The organism is Candidatus Tisiphia endosymbiont of Nemotelus uliginosus (assembly GCF_964264755.1).
Lineage (GTDB): Bacteria > Pseudomonadota > Alphaproteobacteria > Rickettsiales > Rickettsiaceae > Tisiphia.
The window spans coordinates 698,698-722,549 of record NZ_OZ183481.1; the positions used below are offsets into that span (position 1 = coordinate 698,698).

A 23,852-nucleotide genomic window follows, 5' to 3' on the forward strand; every position below is an offset into this window, starting at 1 on the left:
TTATTTTTGCTATAACAGATATCAAGGAAGCTTTAAGTCAAACTAAATTCACTGTATTAAGTAGTGAGGAATTAGTTATAGAAAAAAATGATAAATACTATATGGTGGTTTGTAAGAAAAATCATTGATGAAACCTATAATGAAGAGATTTATATTACTAGCATTAGTTATACTTAACTTTTTTAACCTAACCGCAATAGCGGATGTTCAAAATACTCAAGATAATGATGATTTTCAGTATGTTTATAGTGCCAAGAATGGTTGCATGCAAGTCTATGATCCTTATGAGAAACTGAATCGTAAAATCTTTGTCTTTAACTCCATTTTAGATTATCTGTTTTTGCGACCTATTACTATAGGCTATAAACAATTTACTAATGATTATACCAAAGCTAGAGTGAGTAGTTTTCTAGATAACATTACTATACCTTTGACTGCTGTCAATTATGGCTTACAGATGAATTATGATCAAACTATGAAGAGTATATGGAGATTTCTTATCAATAGTACATTTGGTATAGGCGGATTATTTGACGTAGCAAGTAAAATTGGCTTAAAAGTTACCAAACAAACTTTGGGGAATACTTTAGCTCATTATGGAGTAGGGCCTGGACCATACTTAGTCCTACCATTTATTGGTGCTACTAATGCAAGAGACTTCACAGATCCGGTATTTACAAATAGTTATTTAAATCCTATAATGTATAGGGTACATAGGAATTTTGAAATGGTAGTATCTAGTGTACAAATTATAGATACTAGGTTAGGATTATTACCATTTACTGACTATATAACACGTAGTTCTACCGATCCTTACATAGCTGTAAGATCAGCTATGCATCAAAATCGGGAATCTGTAATTGCCTATCCTAAACAATTTAAATGCCCTAAACCTAACTAAATTATAGAAAATTATGAAAAAATTTATTGTTTGCTTAATTTTAAATTTCCTGTCTTTGTCAGCCTATTCAACTGCTAATGATAATAATGCGGGGGTTGATAGCTATGTTAATCAGCTAATAAAAAATGGTCTAGAGGTATTTAATGATCAAAATTTAACTCAAGATGGCAAAATTGCTAAAAGTAAGATGCTAATTTTAGCTAACCTGGATTTAGATTGGATGGCTAAATTTACCCTTGGGGTCTACAGAAGAACTTTAACCCCTGAACAAATTAAACAATTTACAGAATTTTATGGTAATTATGTCAGTACAGTCTATGCTGATTTGGTGAAAAATTATCATGGTCAACAACCTAAAGTTGAACAAGTGCGTATTCTTGATAAAGGTGAGTTTATGGTAGAAATGTTGATAGGAACAGCTAAAGTAAACTACTTGGTACGTCAAAAAGATGCAAGCGATAATTCTAGTTTTAAAGTTTCAGATGTTATTACGGAAGGTGTTAGTATGATCAGTTCCCAACAGTCAGAGTTCATGAATATTCTCAGTAATAGTGGTTTTGATACATTGATCGATGAATTGGTAAAGAAGTCATAAGCTTTTTCGTCATTACCAGTGAACATGAAGATTATTATGTGGATTGCTTCGTCGCTACTAAAGTAGCTCCTCGCAATGACGTTTGGGTAAGTGCTTCCGTCATTGCGAGCGAATGTATGTGAGCGTGGCAATCCATAAAGTTTATTCTGTGGATTGCTTAGTCGCTACTAAAGTAGCTCCTCACAATGACGTTATCTGTCATTGCGAGACCATGTAATGGTCGTGGCAATCCACACTTATTGGATTGCTTCGGAGGCTTACGCCCCCTCGCAATGACATTTTTGAAAGATATAGTCAATTCAGGGAAATTTGGGGCTAGGAACGATGGAGCGACGCCTATAAGTAATAGGCGAGCGACGAGTGACGACTTCCCCAACTTCTCATCAATTGACTATAGCCCTCAAATCTCAAATGATACTGTTGTAAACATCTTGACAACTAATCTACTTTAAATATATAATTTTGCTCACATTAGGGGTGCCATAGGAGACTAAGGCTGAGAGTTAATAAACAACCCTTTGAACCTGATATTGTTAATACAAACGGAGGGAAATGTGTACAGTATTGAAGAATTTTTTGGCTATATTGCCTTAATTACATCTCTGATAGGTCTATTGCCGCAGGTCTATAAAGCATATATAACAAAATCCACACATGATATATCTATGCTAATGCTAGTAAATTACCTTACTTGCTCAGTTGCATGGATTGTTCATGGCTATTGCCAAGGTTCAATATTTGTTGTTCTTAGCAATGTTGCCGGACTCATAATCAGTATAATATCTATTATTCAAAAATGTTACTACGATGCAAGATAGATACAGAGCTTTTTATGAACATATAGATATCGGTCTATACCATTCTATATTGGCTTTAAATGGTGACTTGCCTGATAAGTCATTTTTTGACATTGGCTTGCCTATTATAGCTGCTGATGGAGCAATAAATTCTTTGTACAAGATGGGTATAATACCAAAAGTTGTGATTGGTGATTTAGATTCTGCAAAAGTCGATTTACTGTATACTATAGGCAATTCAGGAGAATTTGGGGCTAGGAACGATGGAGCGACGCCTATAAGTAATAGGCGAGCGACGAGTGACGACGTCCCCAACTTCTCATCAATTGACTATACTGAAGTAATTCGTGTACCAGATCAGAACAGCTGTGATTTTGAAAAATCTCTACAATATCTTGAGAATAAAAATCTGTTACCAGCTATAATTGTAGGAATGAGTGGAGGATATATTGATCATATATTAAATAATATTAGTATTTTTCTTAAAAATGGTAGCATTTTTTATGCACCGTCTATTGTAGGGTACGTAATTAAGGCTGGAGAGACTAGGGTTTTTACATTGTCTGTAGATACCAAAATCTCATTACTTGGATTTTCATCAGCACAAATTTCTACTAAAGGCTTAAAATGGGAATTAGAGCATTATCAGATGTCATTTCCGGGTACTAATTCTTCTTTTAATAGAACTATTTGTGAAACTGTTTCTATAGAGGTACATAGTGGTCTATCATTGGTAATGATTTATTTAGAAAAAATGAAAGATTACGGAAGTGATATTATATAGTCAATTAACCTGAATTAGTGCCGACAAGAAAAACGATTAAAATAGATTGCTTCGGAGGCTTACGCCCTCTCGCAATGACGTTTTTACCCTGTCATTCCCGCTTCGGTGCGGAATCTAGACCCCTGCTTTCGCAGGGGTGACACAAAAATGGATTGCTTCAGAGGCTTACGCCCCCTCGCAATGACGGTAGTTTGCATCGATAAATACTAATCGCGTCTATAGCTTTTTCCATATTAAAAATGCGTAGAAAACTTTATATGGAAAGTTTGCTTATCATCATAAGGTTTCTTCTTAATTGGCCAAGCCCAGTCCATCCTGATAGGGGCAAAGCGAGTGACCCAGATAAAGCCAACTCCAACAGAAGCCCGAAGCGATCTATCATTATAAAAACTATCAGCAGTATAAGCACTTTTAGAATTTAATCCTATCCCCCACAGACTACCAGCATCTATAAAAACAGCACCAGTCAAATTAAAGTCTTCTGGTAAACCAGTCGGAAAGTTAAGTTCTGTTGAAACTGTATAATATTTTTCTCCACCAAGACCTTCATTTGTTGTTTTTTCTCTAGGACCTATTCCACTGGCAGCAAATCCTCTAAGACTATAATCACCCAAATTAAAGCGATCAGAAATTCTGACAGCTTTACCTCCTACACCCATGACATTACCAACACTACTAGCAATTTTCAAAGTAAATTTATTATTGATAAAAGATTTAAAATACTTACCGTCTAGTTCATGTTTTAGATATTTATTATTACCTCCAACACCAGCAAATTCTTGGGTACCGCTGATAATGTAACCATTTTTAGGAACAATCCTACTATCAAGTTGATCATAAGTGATAGTATGCCCAATGGCAGATGTTACGAATTTTCCCATTTGTTCATTTAAGAATATAGAACTCGGGTTGCCTGGAGAGCTTAATGTTTCTCTTTTAATAGTATGGTCAATTTCATGACTTAAATCTTCTGCAATATCATAACCAAGAGAGGTTTTGAGTCCTATAGATTTTAACGTATAATTTTGATCTCCTTGTGAAAGGAATGAAGTACCACGACCGCTATAATTATTGAAAACATTGAAACCTAGCGATAAGTCTTTGTCAAGAAAATGAGGCTCGGTTATGCCACCATAGTAACTAATACTTTTTTTCCCTACTTGCACTCCAGCATTTAACAATTTTCCGGTACCAATTAAATTGCGTTCTAAGAATGATATACGTCCAAATGGTCCGCCTGCTGTATTATAGCCAGCATCAAAACTAATTGATGACGTTGATTTTTCCTCAACATCAATATTAATATCATATTTATCTTTTCTTTCTGTGGGCGTGATGCTAATAAGTACTTTTTCAAAATAATCTAAATTACGTAAATTTCGATCACCTTTCTCAATATAAGAACGATTAAATATATCTCCTTCAGAAATTTTAAATTCTCGCCTAATAACTTTATCTTCAGTTTTTAGATTATTAGTAATATTAATTTGATTAATATATACTTTATCTGCCTTATCTATCACAAATTTAACATCGACAGTATGATCTGGATTTTTACCACTTATATCAGGATAAACACTAATTCCTGGATAACCTTGACTGGCAAAATATGCAGTAAGTTTATCGGTTATTCTATTTAAACGATTAATATTGAATGTCTCACCGGAAGTAACATTAACATATTTGTTAATTTCATTTAGATCAATATTAGGCAATTTATTGTCAATAGTAATGTTGCCAAATTTATATTTTGCTCCTTCCTCAATAGAATAAGTGATGGTAAAATATTCCTTGGTTGGATTTAGCTCTGCTGTAGCAGAAATAACGCGGAAATCGGCAAATCCTACTGATTGATAAAAGCCCTTTAGCAATACTTCATCATACTCCAAACGCTCTGGATCATAGGTATCATTAGTTGCTAAAAAATTAAACCATTTCGATTTTTTGGTTAGGATAACAGATTGCAGTTCATTAGTACGATAATTATTATTTCCTTGGAAATAAATTTGTTTAACTTTTGTTTTAGGTCCTTCTGCAATATCAAAAGTAACTCTTACTCGATCATTCTCAAGCTTTTCGATTTGTGGGGTGACAGTTGTCGAATAACGACCGGCACGTTTGTACATCTCCTTAATCTTCTCGACATCCAGTTGGATTTTAGCCCGACTCATTGATTCACCGGCCATAGTAAGCATTTCCTTCGATAATACAGAGGTTTTGATTTTAGAATTACCTTTGAATATTACCTTAGCAATAAAAGGAGTTTCTGAGACAGTAACTATCAAATTACCACCACTTACTAGTCTAATAGTTATATTCTCAAATAAAGATGTTGCGTAAAGATTTTTGATTGCTTCATCTGCTCTTGACGAACTATACTCTTCTCCAACTTGAAGCTTTAAATAATTTTCAATAGTTGAGGTTTCAATCCTTTTGTTACCTTGAATAGTTATTTCTTTAACATATTCAGCTGATAAAGCGGAGATATTATATAAAATAGTTGTTGCCAAAATAGCTATTTTAATAGTTGATTTGACTTTTATTTTCACAAGAACCTTCTTTTCTTTAATATTTTAATTTTATACTAACGGGTATGGTTAACTTAATTATTTAAAAACTAAGTTTTTTATATCATTTGACAGGGAAATTACAATAAGAAAAATAATTATCCCCATACCTAATCTTAGTATAACATTTTTTATTGCCCCACTAAGTGTTTTACCAAAAATTATTTGATATATTATAAATGCTAAATGTCCGCCATCTAGAACTGGGATCGGTAGCAAATTAAGTAAACCTAGATTAATTGATATCATAGCAATAAATAATGCAAAATTTTCTACCCCTTGTTCTAAAGATTTTCCTGATTCCTTGGCAATGGTAATTGGTCCACCAATTTCATTTAACGATCTTGTCCCCATTAACATTTGTCCAAAATGTCCTAAAATTAAATTTGAGATATAAATAACGTCTACAGATCCTTGATAGATACTTTGAAAAATATTCATTTTAATGTAAATAGGCTCATTTTTAGCAATAATTCCTATATAAGGTCTTTTTAGATTAGGATGATTATCTAGTTTTTTCTCTACCGGAATTATAGAAATGTCTATAACCTCACCATTTCTGTCAACTAAAAGATGGAGAGGCTTGATTCCATTGGTTAATAGGTTGTTTTGTAAATCGACGATACTGTTAATTTTATTATTATTCACTATAATAATTTTATCGTCTTTTGTAAGTCCAGCTAGTTCTGCAGGGGAATTAGCTACCACTTCACCAATTATTGGTGGTATCTCTATTTGACCGTGAGAAAAATAAATAGTTGTGAATATTAGAATGGCTAACAAGTAATTAGCTATAGGTCCAGCAGCTATAATTAAGAATTGGGCATAGAGAGGCTTACTAAGAAAGGCGTAATGTGCCAAACTCGAATGCTCTAAAGAATCAACTTCCCAAGATTTGGGTTTTTCAAATGTTGCAGGGTCAAATCCATAAATTTTAACGTAACCACCGAAGAGTATAGCACAAATTTTCCATTTTACGCCATCTTTGTCTATTTTAGAGAATAGTTCCTTGCCAAAACCTATCGAGAACTCCTCAACCTTTACCCCAAACATTTTAGCTACGTAATAATGACCAAACTCATGAACAAATACTAATAGACTGATGGTCAGAATAAATCCGAATATTGATAACATACAACTCATTATTTTTTTAAGAGGTTTACTAAGTTATACTTTTTTGCTATAGGTAATAGATTAAATATGTTACAATACTGTTGAAAAATTTTATGACCTCACCCAAGATTAACACCAAAACAATAGCACGTATTGCTGCGGTACAAGCAATCTATCAGTATAAACCGGAAAGTTCTGATAAAAACATAGATCGAATCATACAGCAAACTATTCAATTCTATCAAGATGAGCGAGCAGCTAATAATTTAAACAAATCAATAAAAGTAAAATTAAGTATAAGCTATTTTGAGTTGTTAGTAAAGTCTGTAGTTGTAAAATTACCCCAAATTGATAAGATGATATCAAGGTATTTGACAGCTGAATGGCAGATTACCAGCTTACCTGTTCTACTTCTTGCTCTTTTGCGTGTGGCAATTTGTGAATTACAATTTTTTCCAAATGTGCCAAGCAAAGTGGTAATTAATGAGTTCACCGATATTACAAGTGATATGTTGAGTGAGAATGAGGTTGGTTTTGTTAATTCTATATTAGATAGAATTGCTAAAGAACCTAGTGAGGTTATGTCCCATGACATCTAACATATCAGGTTTTAGAGGTAAGTTTGTTGCCGTTAAAACTGCAAAAAGGCAGAAAAATTCATCAAAACAGTGGCTTGCACGCCAATTAAATGATCCTTATGTTGCTAAAGCTAAGCTTGATGGTTATAGATCCAGATCAGCTTATAAGTTACTAGAAATTCATGAAAAATTTAATTTGTTAAAACCAGGGATGAAATTAGTTGATTTAGGGGCTGCCCCAGGGGGGTGGAGCCAGGTTGCTGTCAAAATTATTAAATCTGATGAATCTGCTAGTAATAATAGTATGATAATTGCCGTTGATTTGCTTGAGATTGAGCCAATCATTGGTGTAAATTGTCTGCAAAAAGATTTTTATGCTGAAGGTACAGAAGAGGCTATTATAAAAATGCTAGATGGTAGTGCTGATATTGTAATGAGTGATATGGCTGCGAACACGACTGGTCATGCGAAAACTGATCATATTCGGACTCTTGACTTATGTGAGCATGCGATTGACTTTGCTTTAAAAATCTTAAAGCCGGGAGGGCATTTTATTGCTAAAATTTTTCGGGGTGGTACAGAAAATAGTACACTGAACAAAATTAAGCTTAATTTTCACAAGGTTAAGCATTTTAAGCCATCTTCTAGTCGTAAAGAGTCAGTAGAGATTTATTTAATTGCTTTAAGCAGGAAATCTGTATAATTTTCGTTTTAAAAAATACCAAGAATAATAAAGTACAAAAGTTCCAACAACGGTATATGTAGAAAATAGAAAACCTTGCCCATCATATAGCCCATGAGATATATAAGAAGATAAAGCCCCAGAATACATTCCAATAACAGACATAGTGAAATATATTGCCAGTGCGGTTCTCAAATCCTGTGCTTCAAATTTACCGGATAATATTAATATATTACAAATAAAAATAGCACATAAACATACACCAATTGTAGAGAGGAGATAGATGTTTCCTATTAAAGTGACCCCATAGTGGGGTAAAAGAATAAAGCTGGCTAAGAGGATAATCATCAGTATTAAGTTAGCAAGATATTTATTGATTATTTTTAATGATAAAATAACAGGTGATATCAAGAAAAATATACTCATAAGAGTATAATGGGAAATAGTGTCTATCTTTGATACAGGAAAGTGTTTTTCTAAAGCAAATTCCTCATAATACCACAATATATCGAAAGTAATGTAAGATACCATAAAGCCTGTTAGAACCTGTAATTCTATGTTCTCAATTAAAAATGAAAATCTAGAAACTAAAATTGTATTTTTGTTAATATTATCTCTTTGTAAGCAAGTTATAATAATAAAACTATAAAGTGATACGCATAATAATAACCCATTTGTCGCTGATTCTAGAAATTCGGTTAATAAATCAACGGTAAATTGTCCAGCTATCCATAGCAAAGAAAAGATAATAAGAGCAAAATATTTATAGTATTTATAGTTATTGGTTAACTCCACTATTTTGATGATAGTAGTGGTTATGTAAGTGTAGTAGGCGGATGCCATTATAATAAAATTGATTTTAAGGATGGTGTAATCCTTAATCATAAATAGGTTTAATATACCTATTATCAGTAAGATTAAACTAATAATGGTAGTTTTGTTGTCACTAATTTTGTTAATTAATGGGGTTAAGAATAAACCAGCTATTATATAACCTAACATTTCGATTGATTCGATATGATCTAGCTGCTCTCCAGATAGGCCTTTACTTGTTAAAAAATCTGGTATTACTAGTGTATTGATGTAAGTAATACATGCGAAAAGAAATACACTAATAAACAATAGCAAAGCTGTTTTAAAATGATTATCTTGGGTCATAAATAATTGTTTGCTAAACTAGATTACATCGTATATAAATTTCTTAATAGAGAGGCGTTTAAGAAGTTTGTGTAATCAAAAGTACATTAGCTTATTCATTAAAATTTGTCTAATTAATTTTATTATGACCATGAATAAATTTTAGGTTTATAGAGCAGCGAATTTGCGTAAGATGGTTAAGAAATTTCTAATGGTAGTTATTTATTAGGTTAGTGTACTTAAAAAGATATGAATGTTTTTTAAATTTGTCATAATAAATAGATATTGTTTAATGTTGCTAGGTTTGCAAAATATTAGAGATGTACCTAGAAATTTACGAGTAAAAAATTAATGAGTAAGAAAATTATAGTTGATGCTAACTTTCCTAATGAAACAAGGGTAGTATTACTAAATCATAATAATAATATTGAAGATATTGAATATGAAACTGCGATAAAACAGCAAAACAAGGGCAATATATATCTTGCAAAAGTTATAAGAGTTGAACCAGCCTTGCAGGCTGCCTTTATAGATTATGGTCCTGACAAGAGTGGATTCTTACCTTTTACTGAAATTAGCCCATATTATTATAATATACCAGCATCCGATCTTAAATCTTTGCCTTCTATAAACAAATTACAAGAAATCTCTCTTTCAGATATTACCCAAGATGATCTTGTGGAGTCTGAAACAAAGAGAAATTATAATCTGATAATAGATAGTGAAGAAATTGATTTAAATGCTATAGAAAGATTAGTGGACGAAAAAATTCAGGTAGAATTTAATTTAGATGTTCTAGATAATGACATTGAAACAATAAATGTTGAGAGAAGTGATAAAGATGAAGAGAATAAACAAAAGCAATACAAAATTCAAGAAGTAATAAAAAAGGGGCAGATTCTGCTTGTGCAAGTTACCAAAGAAGAAAGAGGTAATAAAGGAGCGTCGTTTACCACCTTTATGTCTCTTGCTGGGAAATATTGTGTTTTAATGCCTAATACGCCCTCCCAGAATGGTGTATCACGTAAGATATCCAATGCTGATGAACGAAAAAGGCTTAAGAATATTGTTAGTAAAATAACTTCAGGTAATAGTAGTAATGCGTCAAGCATCATAATTCGCACTGCTGGTGCTGGCTGTACTACTTTAGAGGTAAAAAGAGATTATGATTATTTAGTAAGATTATGGAATAAAATTAGAGAGAGTACCCTTAAATCTATAGCCCCGTGTTTTATACATGAAGAAGATGGGCTGATTCAAAAGGTCATTCGGGATATGTGTGATCATACTGTTAAAGAGTTGATAATACAAGGTAGTGATGCCTATCAAAATGCTGTAAAATTCATGAAGGATATATTACCTACCGATATTGGTAAGCTTAAAGAATACAAAAATAAAGTACCAATTTTTACAAAATTTGTTGTTGAAGAGCAGCTATCTAAGTTATATCAACCTGTTTTTGCTTTACCTTCTGGTGGGTATATAGTAATAAATCCAACAGAAGCCCTTATTTCGATTGATGTTAACTCAGGCAGAGCAACTGCTGAGAAAAATATTGAAGAAACGGCGTTAAAGACCAACTTGGAAGCTGCCAGAGAAATTGCTCGGCAAATTAAATTAAGAGATTTATCAGGCTTAGTAGTTATTGATTTTATCGATATGTATGATGCTAGAAATCGTAGAATTATTGAGAGATCTTTTAAGGAATTTCTAAGTCGAGATCGGGCAAGAATTCAAACTGCTAATATTAGCCAATTTGGTTTGCTTGAGATGTCTCGGCAAAGATTAAGACCATCATTTTTGGAATCGAATTCATCGATTTGTTCATATTGTAATGGCAAAGGGCTTGTTAGAGCAGATGAGTCAAATGCTATGTTAATTTTACGTACGATAGAGAATGAAATTTTTAATGAAAATATCGATCTAGTAAATGTTTTTGCTAATATTCATTCAGTCATCTATTTACTGAATAATAAGCGTTCAGAAATATCTCTAATTGAAGAAAAATATAATTTAAAGTTAAGATTCCACGTTGATCCATCTGCCACTTCTGATAATTATTCAATTGAAAAAATAAAATTGCCAAAAAAATCTAGCCATGCTGGGGCTACTAGTAAACCATTAATTCAAAATCAGTCTTCTAATTATCAAGAAGAAAAGATTAATAAAGAGCCACCTACTAGTTCAAATCCTAATAGAAAGAAGCAAAAATGGAAAACTCCTGATAAGTTAGAAGCTAGTAGTGAGTTAAATAAAAATGTAGAAATAGCAATTGATAACGAAAAAACTGATAAAGAGGTTGTTGAGTCTAGTCAAGAAACTGATAAGGCATTAGTGGTAACTGAGTTGGACAATGAAAATGTTGTTGATACCATTAAGTCAAATCGTAAATATCTTGATAAGAAATCAAGTTATACTCGTCCCCCTAGAAGGCGTAACTATAATAAAAACAAAGTGGCTGATAATGGGCAATCTCAGGAATTAGCTAAACAGGAGGGGGCTAATAGTTGATAAAGAGTAGCTTGAGTTTATTAGTAATCGTCACTTACTTGTTTTTATGTACCTCTTGTAGTTTAAGACCTGTATATAGTAATAAATATAGTTTACAAGAATTAAGCCAATTAAGTGCTATTGAAGTTGAGCCAATAGACTCTATTGCTGGGGCAGAATTTTGTTACTATTTGTCTAGTATTCTACCAAAATCTACAACATCAACAACAAAGTATTTATTAAAGGTAAAATTTACCAACAAAATTTTACCGCTTATTATTAAAAAAAATTCTGATGTGTTAAGAGAAACAGTAAGTCAAACTATTCAATATAGGTTAGTTGATGTTGTGACTAATCAACAGGTTACCTCAGGAACATTCCGTCATGTGACCTCTTATAGTACAGCTTCTTCACCTTATCATAGTTATTTAGATAATGATAAGGCATTGGAAGACCTTACAAAACAAGGGGCGAATGAGATACTGGAAAGATTAATTTTATATTTTAAACAAAATATCATTAAAGCAAAATAGCATTAAAGATGAAATTCTATCTATCACAAACTATGCAGCTACTTGATAAGGTAGAAAATGGACAAATTAAGGCTCTGTTACTTTATGGTCCAGATAAAGGGTATATAGATAAAGTTTGTAAAGCCTTAGTAAAGAAATTTGATTTACTAAAAACCTCTATAGAATATTCAGAGATTAAATCTCGGTCGCTTGAAACTTTAGTTAATACCCAAAATTTCTTTATGCAAAAACAATTGATTACTGTAAGATCAGTTGGAGAATCTATAGATAAATCTTTAAAACTTGCTCTTAGTAAAGATTCAGTGCATTTCTTAGTGTTTATTGCTGATGAATTATCAACTGCTTCTAGCATACGTAAATTCTTTGAAACGGAAACTTATTTGGCTTCTTTAGCTTGTTATCATGACGATGAACAAAAAATTGCTAAGATAATTTTACATAAATGTAATAGTGTAGGGAAGGTTATAAAAGAAGATGCTGTTAACTATTTAACAACTCGCCTAAAAGGTGACCATCAAATGCTAGTTAGTGAAATCGATAAATTAACATATTTTACATTTGATAAAGAGCAAATTACTTTAGATGATGCACGGCAGGTAGTTAGTGATGATTTTATGGGAAATGGGGATAATTTATGTGCTTATTTTTCCTCAAAAGATGCTGATAATTTTTTACAAGAATTCAATAAATTAAAACAACAAAATATTAATGAAGTGCTAATTATCAGAGCATTAATCAGATATTATCTAAATTTATACATTGTATTGAGTAAATTAGAAGCTGGTGTTGATATAGATATGGCTATAAAATCATTATCTCCACCAATTTTCTATAAATATGTGGTAAGTTTTAAAAAAGCTGTAAATAAGCTTAAATTAGAGGATTGCATTAAGACACTGAAACATTTGCAGCAAGCAGAAATTGATTACAAGCTAAATCCAGTTGGCTTTGATATATATCAACAAATTTATATTAAAATACATTTTAATATAAGCAAACAAGAGGAAATATTATGAAAATGATTAATATAAAACAACTAATAATTTTTATTGGTTTAGTGTTAATAACACTTAGTGGGTGTGCTAACCGTAATAAAATAGTTACCAATAGTCTTGATGGCTGTGTGCATTCTGAAAAAGGATATAATTTAGCAGAGGAAGGTAAGTTGGAAGAGGCAATTAAGGAGTATGATTTGGCAATTAAATATCAACCTGAGAATCCTGTTAATTATTATAATAAAGCTATCGCTTTGGCAGGCTTAAACAAATGGCAAGAGGCAATTAAAGAGTATGATTTAGCAATTAAATATCAACCTAACAACGCTGATGCTTACAATAACAAAGGTATTGTTTTGGAGAAATTAGGTAAATGGCAGGATGCGATTATAAACTATGATTTAGCAATAAAACATCAACCTGAAATAGTTTCTCACTCTAATAAAGCTCGAGTTTTAATACGTTTAGGTAAATGGCAGGAAGCAATTAAGGAATGTGATTTAGCAATTAAATATAATCCTGATAATGCTAAACTTAATGCTATACTTTACTGTGCTAAAGGTTCAATTTTGTTGCTGTCACATAAATTACTAGAGGCAATTACAGAATTTGATAAGGCAATTAAATATGACCCTAATTATGCTTCATCTTATAAGTTGAAAGATATTGCTTTGACAGAATTAGACAGGCAAAAAGCAAAAATCAAAGAGGCCTTTGACAAATCAGAGCTTTTAAGAGTAGGAGAGTCTTTAAAGACTAAAAATAACTGAATTATCAGTATTAAGTGAAGTATCTAACTCTTTATTAGAAATTTTAAAATTTTTAGGTACTAATTTAGACCAAAGAGTAATATTACTATTTCTTTTGAGCTAATATTCTCTCTTCATGTCATCTGAGATTAGGCACATTAACTTTCATAATTTTCCATAATAATTTTTATTATGGAACATATTTATTGATATTTTATAGTATAAGTCAAGTGGATTTGTATCAAAAAGAATAATTTTTATTAATCTTATGTAAATATTGGATTTTTATGCAATTAAAATATTTTTTTACTTAGTGGCAGAAATTTTTGTGATATATTTCTTAAAAAGAGTATAAACCCTAAGAAACTTTTGTTATTGCAGGAAGTACGTAACCCGGCGAAGTATGTAAGCTGTCATTCCCTCGGGTTCTTGTCATTCTTAGCAACGGCGGGAATCTAGATACCTCCTTACGCAGGTATGACACTAAGTCGAGCAGGGACGGTGATAAAAACAGTATTGCTTTGTCGTGTGCTTTGCTAATAGACTTATAGTAATGCTAATCAGGATAGCTGTATTTGTATTAAACTTAAAATTTTGAGAAATGGATGTATCCAACAGTAAGATTAAGAAGAAATAGAAAAACTCGGTGGTTACGAGAATTAGTAGCGGAGAATAGGCTTAGCGTTAATGATTTAGTGCTAGCATTATTTGTTGTTGAAGGGGAAAACCAGCGTCAGGAGATTAGCACCATGCCTGGTATATATAGGTTGTCTATTGATCAAGTAGTATTGACGGCTAGGCAGGCTTATCAGAATGGCATAAATGCCATAATACTTTTTCCCTGTATAGAGGCAAAGTTAAAAAGTGACAATGCGGATGAAGCGTATAATCTAGATAATTTAATGTGTAGGACTATTCGAAGTATCAAAAAGGCTAACATTGATATTGGTGTAATATGTGATGTTGCACTGGATCCTTATACTACGCATGGTCATGATGGTATTTTACATAATGGTGATGTAGATAATGATAAGACGGTTGAAGCTTTGTGTAAACAAGCTTTAGTTTTAGCAAAGGCTGGGGTAGGCATCGTAGCCCCATCTGATATGATGGATGGTAGGATTATGGAAATACGTCAAATGCTAGATTCAGAAGGTTTTATTAATGTTAATATACTATCTTATGCCGCAAAATATGCTTCAAATTTTTATTCGCCATTCAGAGATGCGGTGAGCAGTAATAAGGCAGTTTATCTAGATAAAGCGACCTATCAGATGGATGTACGCAATAGCAGAGAGGCTATGTTAGAGATAGAACATGATCTGGCTGAAGGGGCGGATATGATTATGATTAAACCTGGTATGATGTTTTTGGATATCATAGCCCAAGCGGCAAATAGCTTTAATACTAATATATTTGCCTATCAGGTCAGCGGCGAATATGCTATGTTGAGACTTGCTGCGGAGGTCAATGCCTTAAATTGGCAGGCGGCTTTGATAGAATCGTTATTATGTTTTAAGCGAGCTGGGGCTAGTAACATTGTTACTTATGCCGCGTTGGAAGTAGCTCAGATATTGAATAAACAAGCAATTAATATTGTAGAATAAATAGGATATAATGCAAGAGAAACGTCAGGCTAATGTAATAATAGGAATTATTATAACATTAGGTTTATTAATAACTATTACGTCATTTTATCTGTGGTTATCCTTTGAGACACCGCAGAAGCCTCTTGCTGGTAGAGGAGGGGGGTATAATGATGATGTGCAAATTGGTGGAAAATTTGAGCTAACTGATCAAGATGACAAGATTTTTAATAGTGATAATTTGAAAGGAAAATTGAGTTTAATTTATTTTGGCTTCACTTATTGCCCTGATATTTGTCCTACTTCTTTGCAAAAGATAATGGAGGTCATTAATACTCTTGATAAATATAAAATTGATGTTGAATTTGTTTTTATTACTATCGATCCCAAACGTGATAGTTCTGATGTTCTTAAGGAATATTTAAAGCATTTTAATTCTAAGTTTATTGGTTTAACAGGTAGCGAACAACAGATTAAAGAAGTGGCTGATAAGTTTAAGGTGTATTATGCTAAAATAGATACTAATAGTGAAGATTATATGTTAGATCACTCTTCTTTCGTTTATTTGATGGATAGACAAGGAAAATATGTAAAGCATTTTTACTTAAATAGTTCAGCTCAAGAGATTATAGAATTTATTAGAGTAATGGAACAGCAGAAAAAATATTAAGATGAATTATTTACTAGTTTCATACCTGTTTGCCTTCTTGGCTCTTGGCTTATTGTTGGCAGCAAGTTGGATAGGTTATAATAAGGTTAAGGTTAGGTTAGTTAATGCAAAAAAGGGTAAAAAATAGATTAAAAATTATATTATTTTACCTATTATGCAGTGCCGGAGGGGTATATATGATATTATATAACCTTGAAGATAATATAGTATTTTTTTATCCTCCATCAAAGGTTAATGAGTTAAAACTTGGCAAAGAATTTAGGGTAGGGGGGTTAGTTAAAGTAGGTTCAATTAAAAAAATTACGGCTGATAAGGTGCATTTTGTCATTACCGATGACATTAAAGACCTAGAAATATCTTACCAAGGGGTTTTGCCCGCTTTATTTCGTGAGAGGCAAGGGGTAATAGCTGTCGGTAAGCTATTAGACAACATATTCATAGCTCGTGAATTGTTGACTAAACATGATGAGAATTATTCCCCAGCCCAGTATAGTGAACGTTCACGGAAAAAAGTTAAAGTATAAAACGTCATTGCGAGAAGGCATAGCCGACGAAGCAATTGTAAGAGTACATGCTTGCTCATCTGGATATATCAAAGGTAATCAAGAGGAAGCAGCTTTAGGTAAAAGCAAAGGTGGTTTTAGTACTAAAATTCATGCCCTCGTTGATGCACTGGGTAACCCACTGAAGTTTATACTAACTGCTGGGCAAAGAAATGATATCACTCAGCTGAAAATCTTACTAAAGATAATGGTATGGACCTACCCTATATACAGAAAGAGAAGCAGATGCTAATCTTCTAGGTCCTGTGAACAAAAAATTTAGCGTAGCCATATAAGAGTCCCAACAAAATTTAGGAACCCCATAAAAACCTTAGCGGAATAGTGTAGTTATTTCAAGAAAATCATGTTTATTCCCCCGACTTCAGTGTTGTTGTGCCAAAAAGTGGCTGACAGCTCAGGAAATGATAAAATTTCCATGCACAACAAATTATTTGTTCGAATATAAAAATTTCAAAATAATCCTATAATAATTATTAGCTTTACTACTTGATTATTTCTTTTACTCTCCTGATGATATTAAATAAGGAATAGTGCTAATCGGTAAATTCATTGCTTTATAAATAATCTTTGCCTCATCTGATACCGGGGATGGAATGCCAAATACTCTTTTATCTTTAATGTGTACTACACTGGTAATTTCCACCCCAATTAGTGCTTTACGTAATCGTTCCGGTGATAGTTTAATTGACTGTAAATTTACCCGATATTCTAAATGCCTGATACATACTAACGCCATAAAACATAAAGCAATATGTGCCTTGATTCTGCTAGGACTCCAATGATAAATTGGTCTAATCTTAATATCGTGTTTACTAACTCTAAATGTTTCTTCAATTTGCCACAATCCTTTATAACGAGACAATATATACGCTACATCAACATTTTCTAGGTTACTAATAACTCCATGCAAACCGTCCCATTTGCTATCTTCCTCTATCTTTTGCTCGTTTACTGCAAACTTATCATTATTATTAATTATTAAATATTTTTTATAACCACTAGCAGAAATTAACGACTTAACTCCTTTACTTCTGTTCATTTTTTTCATTAATTTCTTCAATGCTTGCTCTCTATCTTGAGCATCTTTATAAGCCCTTTTGCTACTATAGCTCATAATCAGTTTGCGACCCTTTTCAGCTAGTTCAATTATTTTTCCCTTATATTCTTCTGCATCAACGGTTAATGGCTGATAATCATCATTATTTAAGATTTTAGCTGTAATATCCTTAGTCATATTCTTAATTTTAGCACCTACTATATATTGATAGCCAGCCTGTTCTAATAGAGCTAAATTTTCATTATTCAACATACCGCTGTCTGCTACAAACACTACTTTATCAATAGCAAACCTGCCTTTCAAGCTATCTAAAGCTTTCAATAAAGTATGACCTTCATAGGTTGCACCAGGAAATATCTCATAACCGATTGGAATACCATTATTAGTAACAAAAATGCTCAGCATTACCTGTACTTCATTGAATTTATGATCTTTACTAAACCCCTTACTCTTCAACTCATCTTCAGTAAATGATTCAAAATAAAGAGTAGTTGCATCATAAAATAGTACATCGATTTTTTCTTTAAACAACTTTTGACTGCTAAGTAAAGCACACTGCTCGATTTTCTCAACCACCTTATCATCTATTTTATCCATAGTTTTGTATACCGAATCAAGCTTTAAATCTACTCCATAATTATTGACCAATAAATTGACTGTTTCACGCTTACTAGTTGGGTTAGCAATACGAGCTAAAACAACATTGCGTATTATGTTTATGCTCGACACTTCCCTGGCAGGGTTGGGTAAGATTTTATTAAAACCAAGTTGGTCATAAATTTTTCCATACACCTCATGAATGCCGATGATAGTGCTTCCTTGACTACGTAAATTGCTGATATCATCAATAGGTTGTGGTTGTATTTGTTCTTTCTCGCACCGCTGTCTAGATGACATCGCCATCGATACTATATCCTTGTCTGGGATAAGATTAGGTTGAGTGCTACTAGCGATTTCAACCTTAATGAATTCAGCAAGCTCTATTAGTTTAGTTATTTCTTCTTGGTCTGATGCACTGCCAATATGTCGAACAACCCGTTGTTTTACTTTATTAGTTATGGGATCGCGTATCCCTTCTACTAGTTGAACAGCGTTAACATTACGGGTAGCAGATTTTTTGACTCTAACGAACATATCAGTAGCATATTTAAAACTAATTGTTGGTTAGTATATCTACTAAAATATTGTATGTCAATAATAAAAATATATGGAGGCACAACAAACGTCCTCTAATTAACAAAACCTTTTTCTCCTGCTTTTTCTATACACTTATCTTTAACTATTTTCCGAAGTCAGTGAAAGCTGTAGAAGTCAAGATTTGATCTTACAGACACCATAAATTAACTTATTAGATTGTCAGATAAATTTTGACTGTCAGATAAGTGTTCAAGATACAAGATATTATTATTTCAGTTGCCTTAAATCAATTTGCCATACTTTGTGGTACTGATGACCAAAAATGGGAGAATGTCGATCAAAGATGGACTAATTCTGATATTATACTTACACAATCTTTCTGATATACCCCATTTAATATCATATGTTCAAATAACATATTATGTAATTCCTTTCCTGTTATATACCCACCTGTCTTACTTTCACTCAACATATTTATTTTATCAGACAGAAAAGATTCTTGTAAGCTATTGAATTTTCTAAACGCACCACTCCTATTTGATTCAAATAATCCATCAAAGCTAGAGTTTCTAAGTCTTCTAAGCCAAGATTGTACCGTTTTCCAGTGCAATCCAACTATCATAGATACAGTTTTCAATGACTTGCCTGATTGCAGGTGATGCATTGCTAATAAGCGTATGCGATTTCTTCCGTGTAACTCGTTTTTCATTAGGCATATGAAATCATGTTCATGAAAACCTTTTGGTAATATTAATGTTCTTGCCATTTTAGTACCGCACAAATTTATACTCCCATATTATAATATACCTCCTTAACTATTTCAATTGGTATAATAGACACTTGGCGATCAGATTTTTTATTTATCATAAGAAAATAGCAAAAAAACTGTGAACGCTGACCATTAGAACGCACTTATTCTGTTTTAATAAACAACATATTTAAAATATGTTTAACTAACATAATTCTTGACTTATTATGTTTAATTAATGAACCTATAATAGGATTGAGTAATTTAGAATGTCGTATTAGATAAGGATCGTACTCAAAATGCACCCCACTTAAAATAGCCCTGCCACTAACGAGTTTACACATTATAATAGCTGCCTTACAATCTTCATAATTAGCAATAATTTTTGTATTAGCTACATTTTGGGCATCTAAAAAATAGCCCCCTCCATTATAAAAAACCATAGAATCTTCAGGAAGATTAGGAGTATTTAAGATTATCCTAGCGGCTCTTGCTCCTTTATTTGAATTATAGTAATACTTACACAAGGCTGGACCTATAACACCCCCCTGGTATATGGCAAGTTCTCGAGTTCCTATTACTTCTATTGGTGAAGATTTAGCAAATTCTAGGTGGGTACCGCTATAATATGCTCCTGCACATATTCCAAGAAAACTACCACCTTGCATTAAATATTTCTGTATTTGCTTATTGCCTTTACCGTTAAGATATTGTGTATAATACCTATCCGCCCCTCCTGGAATAATAAGTAAACTAGTATTATCAATCCAATCGCCTCTTATAATTTCTTCTGCAGAAATATAACTTATATGATATTTTGTTGAAGCATAATGAACAAAACTATTAAAGGTATGATACAAGCTTTCCTTCGATGTACCTAGCCCATTATAGATTCTGATTGATGATATCATTAAATTTTTTTACTCAAACTAATAGCTATATTACACATTAACTTGATAATTTTATTAATTAGGGGGGCAAATACTACTTCATTACTACCTTGCACTAGAGCTATATCTTTATGCTCCGTTTCATCAGACTGAAATTGCTTTATACTATCTAACAATTCTTTTTCTAAATTATATTCTTCGAGATAGTCTATTTGCTTCTGATAATGTTGTTCAATCACTTCTTCTACACTTTGGGTTAGCAGCATGGCAGTTTTTGTTCCTATTAATATTGATCCACTACCAAGTACATAACCAATAATATGCCAAAATGGCATTAAGATCGTTGGTCTAACATTACCTTGTAATAACAAGTTAGTAAAGTAGCTTAAATGCACTTCTTCTTGCTGCATCATATGTTTTATTGTAGGATAGGTTTGATGGTTTCTGCAATAATTTAATTGTCCCTCATAAATTCGTTTTGCACCGTATTCTCCGGCATGATTCACTCTAATAATTTCTTTGATGATATTTCTTGAATTGGTAAAGTTGGGTCTTGCCATACGCCCTAGTTCATTTAAATAATGTTATTAAAATTTATTCTATCAAGAAATATAATACAGCAATCTATCAGTTTCTTAAAAGATAAATTTATATTTTATTGACAGTTTAGTGTCATTATTGTATAAGTAAATCTGTTCCTTTGTATTGGATATGAATTTATGAAACGCACATTTCAACCTAGCAATTTAGTAAGAAAAAGAAGGCATGGGTTTAAGGCAAGAATGGCAACTGTTGGTGGTAGAGAGATTTTAAGGAAGCGTCGAGCAAAAGGCAGAAAAAAGTTATCAGCATAGTCAGTGCTTATTTTATCTCTAAAAAATCAGAAGGAATTTGACCTAGTTAATAAGTTAGGTAAAAAGTTCCATAGCCCTTATTTTATCACAGTAATAGCAAAAGATTTTACTAAGCTTCATCAAATACAGCTATGTAAAAAATCTAGAGAGATTTTAGATGATTCATCGAATATAATACTTTTTGGTATAAAAGCCGGAAGGAAATTAGGAAACGCTGTTATTCGTAATAAAATCAAAAGACGTATTAGGCATCTAGTTAGGCTTGTAAGTAAAGAGTCACAATTAAAATCCAATAGTTGGGCAGTAATAGTCATCCCCAAGAAAGGCTTTGAACAAATTGAGTTTGCAACTTTACTAAGCGAATTATACAGGATATTTTTAAAGACCTAATAGACTCGTGAGCGTTCACGAAAAAAAGTTAAAATACAAGACATCATTGCAAAGAGCTATTTTAGTAGCATTGAAGCAATTCAAAATAATGGATTGCTTCAACCACTATGTGGTCTCGCAATGACTCTTGGTGATCAGATTTTTTATTGATCATAAAAAAATAGTAAAAAACATAGATATGAAGCCTGAGCTACTACGAACCTAAATTTCTCTATTACTAACCCATTGATAGGCAGTAGGATCACTAAATACTTGTCGTAAAAATTGATTGTTCAGAGCATGGCTGGTTTTATAACCAGTGATGTTAGCTATTAGATGCCCTCCTGTAGTATATAAATCTCCGAATAGATCAAGAAGTTTATGCCGCACGAATTCATCAGTATATCTAAGTCCATCATGATTTATTATAATATCTTGATCTATACCTATAGCGTTATCGAGAGATGCCCCACGTGCCAGCCCTTTACTTTTTAAATATTCAAGTTCATGGATAAATCCAAAAGTTCTAGCATCAGCAATATTATTTTTAAAAGATTCATTTTCTGAGAAGAGTAAATTTTGCTTGCCAATAGCTTTACTAGCAAAATCTATTGTCATATCAACTGTCATGCTATGAGCAGGGCTACACACTAACTCGCAATCTTTGTGAATTGCCCTAATTTCTTTTAAGATTTTTAGGTATTTTTTTGGAGCATTTTGTAATTGTCGCCCAGCACATTCTATCATAAAAACAAAAGCTTTACTGCTACCATCCATTATTGGCACTTCAGAACCATCGATTTCAATTATTAAATTATCAATTCCACATCCCCAAAGAGCTGCCATTAAATGCTCTATAGTTGAAATAGAAATATTATGTTCATTTTTTATGGTAGTAGAGAAAGAAGTCTCCGAGACATTCAAACAACTAGCTTGAATAAAATTTATTTCTTGCCGCACATCAGTCCTGACAAAAACAATGCCAGTATTTTCTGCAGCTGGTCTTAAAGTCAACTGAGTAATGTTACCGGAATGAACGCCTACCCCATAACAACTTACAGGGTTTAGTATTGATACTTGCATTGGTCAATTTTACTAATTTTAAAAATTAAATTGATTTTAGTATTTTAACCGCTTATATGCAAGTGACATTATGTTACAAAATATTACATTAATATATACTGATTTGATCTTAGAAATTGGCTATTATAGCAAAATAGCTTATATTAGCGAGAAAACCGCAGGTCGACGAAACAATCCATTTTTAATCACTTTTGTGGATTACTTCGTTAGCTATGCCTCCTCGCAATGACACTTGGGTTGCAATTATAATAACGCATGTTGCCAATTACTATAAAACTTATCTAAATTAAGCCTTATTCTTTTCACGCGTTCAGCGATAATTATCGAATATATTGTTTTAAGAGTGATCTCAAAATCATCATTAATAACCACGTAATCATAATATTTAGCATATTGTACCTCTTTGGTTGCCAATTTCATACGCAACTCTATCGCTTCTTTACTATCTTGCCCTCTATTTTGAATTCGTTGTTGCAAAATACTAGGAGTTGGTGGCAGAACAAAAATTGTAATCACATTTGATAAGATTTTTTTTATGGATTTTGTACCTTGCCAATCTATATCAAATAAAACATCTAGCCCTTGATTTAGTAGCTCTTCTACAACTTTTTTAGGTGTTCCATAATAATTATTATAAATATTTGCATATTCAAGGAATGCATCTTGTTCAATTAATTTATTAAATTCCTCTTTGGTCTTGAAATAGTAACTTACTCCATCAATCTCACCTGTCCTAGGTGTTCTGGTGGTTGCAGAGATGGATAATCTAAGATTACTGTCTATTTTTAAAGCTGCTCTTGCTAAGCTGGATTTACCAGCAGCCGAGGGGGAAGATAAAATAACAGTTAATCCTTTACTTTTCAGAGATAGCACCATATTTATTATTCTTTTATAACAGTGACTCTGAATATACTCGAATAATCTTTTGATTGAAACGAAAAAGTAAACAGATTACCCTTAATAAAAAATTGTTT

The 23,852-nt window shown here is 32.4% G+C and carries 25 protein-coding genes, 1 pseudogene and 1 riboswitch; of the genes and pseudogenes, 17 read left to right on the top strand and 9 right to left on the bottom strand.

The window, feature by feature from the left end:
* The first annotated feature begins 139 nt into the window (after positions 1–139).
* From ACFELW_RS03650 to ACFELW_RS03670, 5 genes are all read left to right on the top strand, one after another.
* Complete coding sequence (locus tag ACFELW_RS03650; RefSeq protein ID WP_375330470.1) at positions 140–901, top strand: VacJ family lipoprotein; 762 nt, start codon at positions 140–142, stop codon at positions 899–901.
* 13 nt (positions 902–914) lie between these two features.
* Positions 915–1,496 carry a phospholipid-binding protein MlaC gene (locus ACFELW_RS03655; protein ID WP_375330471.1) on the top strand — a complete coding sequence of 194 codons (582 nt, stop codon included), beginning with the start codon at positions 915–917 and terminating at the stop codon, positions 1,494–1,496.
* Positions 1,497–1,768: 272 nt separating this feature from the next.
* The gene (locus ACFELW_RS03660) at positions 1,769–1,948 is read left to right on the top strand and encodes a palindromic element RPE2 domain-containing protein (RefSeq protein ID WP_341759212.1); all 180 of its coding nucleotides are present in this window, start codon (positions 1,769–1,771) and stop codon (positions 1,946–1,948) included.
* Positions 1,949–1,959: 11 nt separating this feature from the next.
* Positions 1,960–2,064: riboswitch (TPP riboswitch) on the top strand.
* On the top strand, positions 2,051–2,314 hold the full coding sequence (locus tag ACFELW_RS03665) for a SemiSWEET family sugar transporter (RefSeq protein ID WP_094649175.1): 264 nt from the start codon (positions 2,051–2,053) through the stop codon (positions 2,312–2,314). It overlaps the preceding riboswitch by 14 nt.
* Positions 2,304–3,077, top strand: coding sequence for a thiamine diphosphokinase (locus ACFELW_RS03670; RefSeq protein ID WP_341759211.1), 774 nt, complete (start codon positions 2,304–2,306; stop codon positions 3,075–3,077). The genes ACFELW_RS03665 and ACFELW_RS03670 overlap by 11 nt, the downstream gene beginning before the upstream one ends.
* 233 nt (positions 3,078–3,310) lie before the next feature.
* Here ACFELW_RS03670 and bamA read toward each other — a convergent pair whose 3' ends face one another.
* Both bamA and rseP read right to left on the bottom strand, forming a co-directional pair.
* Positions 3,311–5,620, bottom strand: coding sequence for an outer membrane protein assembly factor BamA (gene bamA / locus ACFELW_RS03675; RefSeq protein WP_375330505.1), 2,310 nt, complete (start codon positions 5,618–5,620; stop codon positions 3,311–3,313).
* Between the two features lie 63 nt (positions 5,621–5,683).
* Entirely contained in the window at positions 5,684–6,778 is a 1,095-nt protein-coding gene (gene rseP / locus ACFELW_RS03680; protein ID WP_375330472.1) for an RIP metalloprotease RseP, read from the bottom strand.
* Positions 6,779–6,870: 92 nt separating this feature from the next.
* Here rseP and nusB point away from each other — a divergent pair, with 92 nt between their 5' ends.
* Complete coding sequence (nusB, locus tag ACFELW_RS03685) at positions 6,871–7,356, top strand: transcription antitermination factor NusB (RefSeq protein WP_341759209.1); 486 nt, start codon at positions 6,871–6,873, stop codon at positions 7,354–7,356.
* A complete protein-coding gene (locus ACFELW_RS03690; RefSeq protein WP_375330473.1) occupies positions 7,346–8,038 on the top strand; it encodes an RlmE family RNA methyltransferase in 693 nt (230 codons plus the stop codon). Before nusB ends, ACFELW_RS03690 begins: the two co-directional genes overlap by 11 nt.
* Here the strand turns inward: ACFELW_RS03690 and ACFELW_RS03695 are convergent.
* Positions 8,018–9,175: a hypothetical protein gene (locus tag ACFELW_RS03695; protein WP_375330474.1), complete on the bottom strand. Its 1,158-nt coding sequence runs from the start codon at positions 9,173–9,175 to the stop codon at positions 8,018–8,020. The genes ACFELW_RS03690 and ACFELW_RS03695 overlap by 21 nt on opposite strands.
* Before the next feature lie 330 nt (positions 9,176–9,505).
* Here ACFELW_RS03695 and ACFELW_RS03700 point away from each other — a divergent pair, with 330 nt between their 5' ends.
* The 8 genes and pseudogenes from ACFELW_RS03700 to ACFELW_RS03735 form a co-directional block, all read left to right on the top strand.
* Positions 9,506–11,665: a ribonuclease E/G gene (locus ACFELW_RS03700; protein WP_375330475.1), complete on the top strand. Its 2,160-nt coding sequence runs from the start codon at positions 9,506–9,508 to the stop codon at positions 11,663–11,665.
* 11 nt (positions 11,666–11,676) lie between these two features.
* Positions 11,677–12,177, top strand: a complete 501-nt coding sequence (locus ACFELW_RS03705; protein ID WP_375330476.1) for a hypothetical protein — start codon at positions 11,677–11,679, stop codon at positions 12,175–12,177.
* Between the two features lie 8 nt (positions 12,178–12,185).
* Complete coding sequence (holA, locus tag ACFELW_RS03710; RefSeq protein WP_375329670.1) at positions 12,186–13,193, top strand: DNA polymerase III subunit delta; 1,008 nt, start codon at positions 12,186–12,188, stop codon at positions 13,191–13,193.
* Positions 13,190–13,942 (top strand): tetratricopeptide repeat protein, encoded by a 753-nt coding sequence (locus ACFELW_RS03715; protein WP_375329671.1) that lies wholly within the window; start codon positions 13,190–13,192, stop codon positions 13,940–13,942. Before holA ends, ACFELW_RS03715 begins: the two co-directional genes overlap by 4 nt.
* Before the next feature lie 584 nt (positions 13,943–14,526).
* Entirely contained in the window at positions 14,527–15,528 is a 1,002-nt protein-coding gene (gene hemB, locus ACFELW_RS03720; protein ID WP_375329672.1) for a porphobilinogen synthase, read from the top strand.
* Between the two features lie 10 nt (positions 15,529–15,538).
* Complete coding sequence (locus ACFELW_RS03725) at positions 15,539–16,177, top strand: SCO family protein (protein WP_094649564.1); 639 nt, start codon at positions 15,539–15,541, stop codon at positions 16,175–16,177.
* 104 nt (positions 16,178–16,281) lie between these two features.
* Positions 16,282–16,701 (top strand): cytochrome c maturation protein CcmE, encoded by a 420-nt coding sequence (ccmE, locus tag ACFELW_RS03730; protein ID WP_375329673.1) that lies wholly within the window; start codon positions 16,282–16,284, stop codon positions 16,699–16,701.
* A gap of 25 nt (positions 16,702–16,726) precedes the next feature.
* Positions 16,727–16,924 (top strand): annotated as a pseudogene (locus ACFELW_RS03735) (IS5/IS1182 family transposase); the annotation flags it as partial.
* A gap of 315 nt (positions 16,925–17,239) precedes the next feature.
* Here the strand turns inward: ACFELW_RS03735 and ACFELW_RS03740 are convergent.
* The 4 genes from ACFELW_RS03740 to ACFELW_RS03755 form a co-directional block, all read right to left on the bottom strand.
* Positions 17,240–18,931, bottom strand: a complete 1,692-nt coding sequence (locus tag ACFELW_RS03740) for an IS1634 family transposase (RefSeq protein ID WP_375329674.1) — start codon at positions 18,929–18,931, stop codon at positions 17,240–17,242.
* Between the two features lie 340 nt (positions 18,932–19,271).
* Positions 19,272–19,700 (bottom strand): helix-turn-helix domain-containing protein, encoded by a 429-nt coding sequence (locus tag ACFELW_RS03745; RefSeq protein WP_341759201.1) that lies wholly within the window; start codon positions 19,698–19,700, stop codon positions 19,272–19,274.
* 146 nt (positions 19,701–19,846) lie between these two features.
* Positions 19,847–20,593 carry a BPL-N domain-containing protein gene (locus tag ACFELW_RS03750; protein WP_375329675.1) on the bottom strand — a complete coding sequence of 249 codons (747 nt, stop codon included), beginning with the start codon at positions 20,591–20,593 and terminating at the stop codon, positions 19,847–19,849.
* On the bottom strand, positions 20,593–21,132 hold the full coding sequence (locus ACFELW_RS03755) for a demethoxyubiquinone hydroxylase family protein (protein ID WP_341759199.1): 540 nt from the start codon (positions 21,130–21,132) through the stop codon (positions 20,593–20,595). The genes ACFELW_RS03750 and ACFELW_RS03755 overlap by 1 nt, the downstream gene beginning before the upstream one ends.
* A gap of 159 nt (positions 21,133–21,291) precedes the next feature.
* Here ACFELW_RS03755 and rpmH point away from each other — a divergent pair, with 159 nt between their 5' ends.
* Positions 21,292–21,426, top strand: coding sequence for a 50S ribosomal protein L34 (gene rpmH, locus ACFELW_RS03760; RefSeq protein WP_094648876.1), 135 nt, complete (start codon positions 21,292–21,294; stop codon positions 21,424–21,426).
* A 3-nt stretch (positions 21,427–21,429) separates the two neighbouring features.
* On the top strand, positions 21,430–21,816 hold the full coding sequence (gene rnpA / locus ACFELW_RS03765; protein ID WP_341759198.1) for a ribonuclease P protein component: 387 nt from the start codon (positions 21,430–21,432) through the stop codon (positions 21,814–21,816).
* 201 nt (positions 21,817–22,017) lie between these two features.
* Here rnpA and lpxC read toward each other — a convergent pair whose 3' ends face one another.
* Both lpxC and gmk read right to left on the bottom strand, forming a co-directional pair.
* Positions 22,018–22,878 carry a UDP-3-O-acyl-N-acetylglucosamine deacetylase gene (gene lpxC, locus ACFELW_RS03770; protein WP_341759197.1) on the bottom strand — a complete coding sequence of 287 codons (861 nt, stop codon included), beginning with the start codon at positions 22,876–22,878 and terminating at the stop codon, positions 22,018–22,020.
* 243 nt (positions 22,879–23,121) lie between these two features.
* The gene (gmk, locus tag ACFELW_RS03775) at positions 23,122–23,754 is read right to left on the bottom strand and encodes a guanylate kinase (RefSeq protein ID WP_341759196.1); all 633 of its coding nucleotides are present in this window, start codon (positions 23,752–23,754) and stop codon (positions 23,122–23,124) included.
* Positions 23,755–23,852 lie beyond the last annotated feature (98 nt).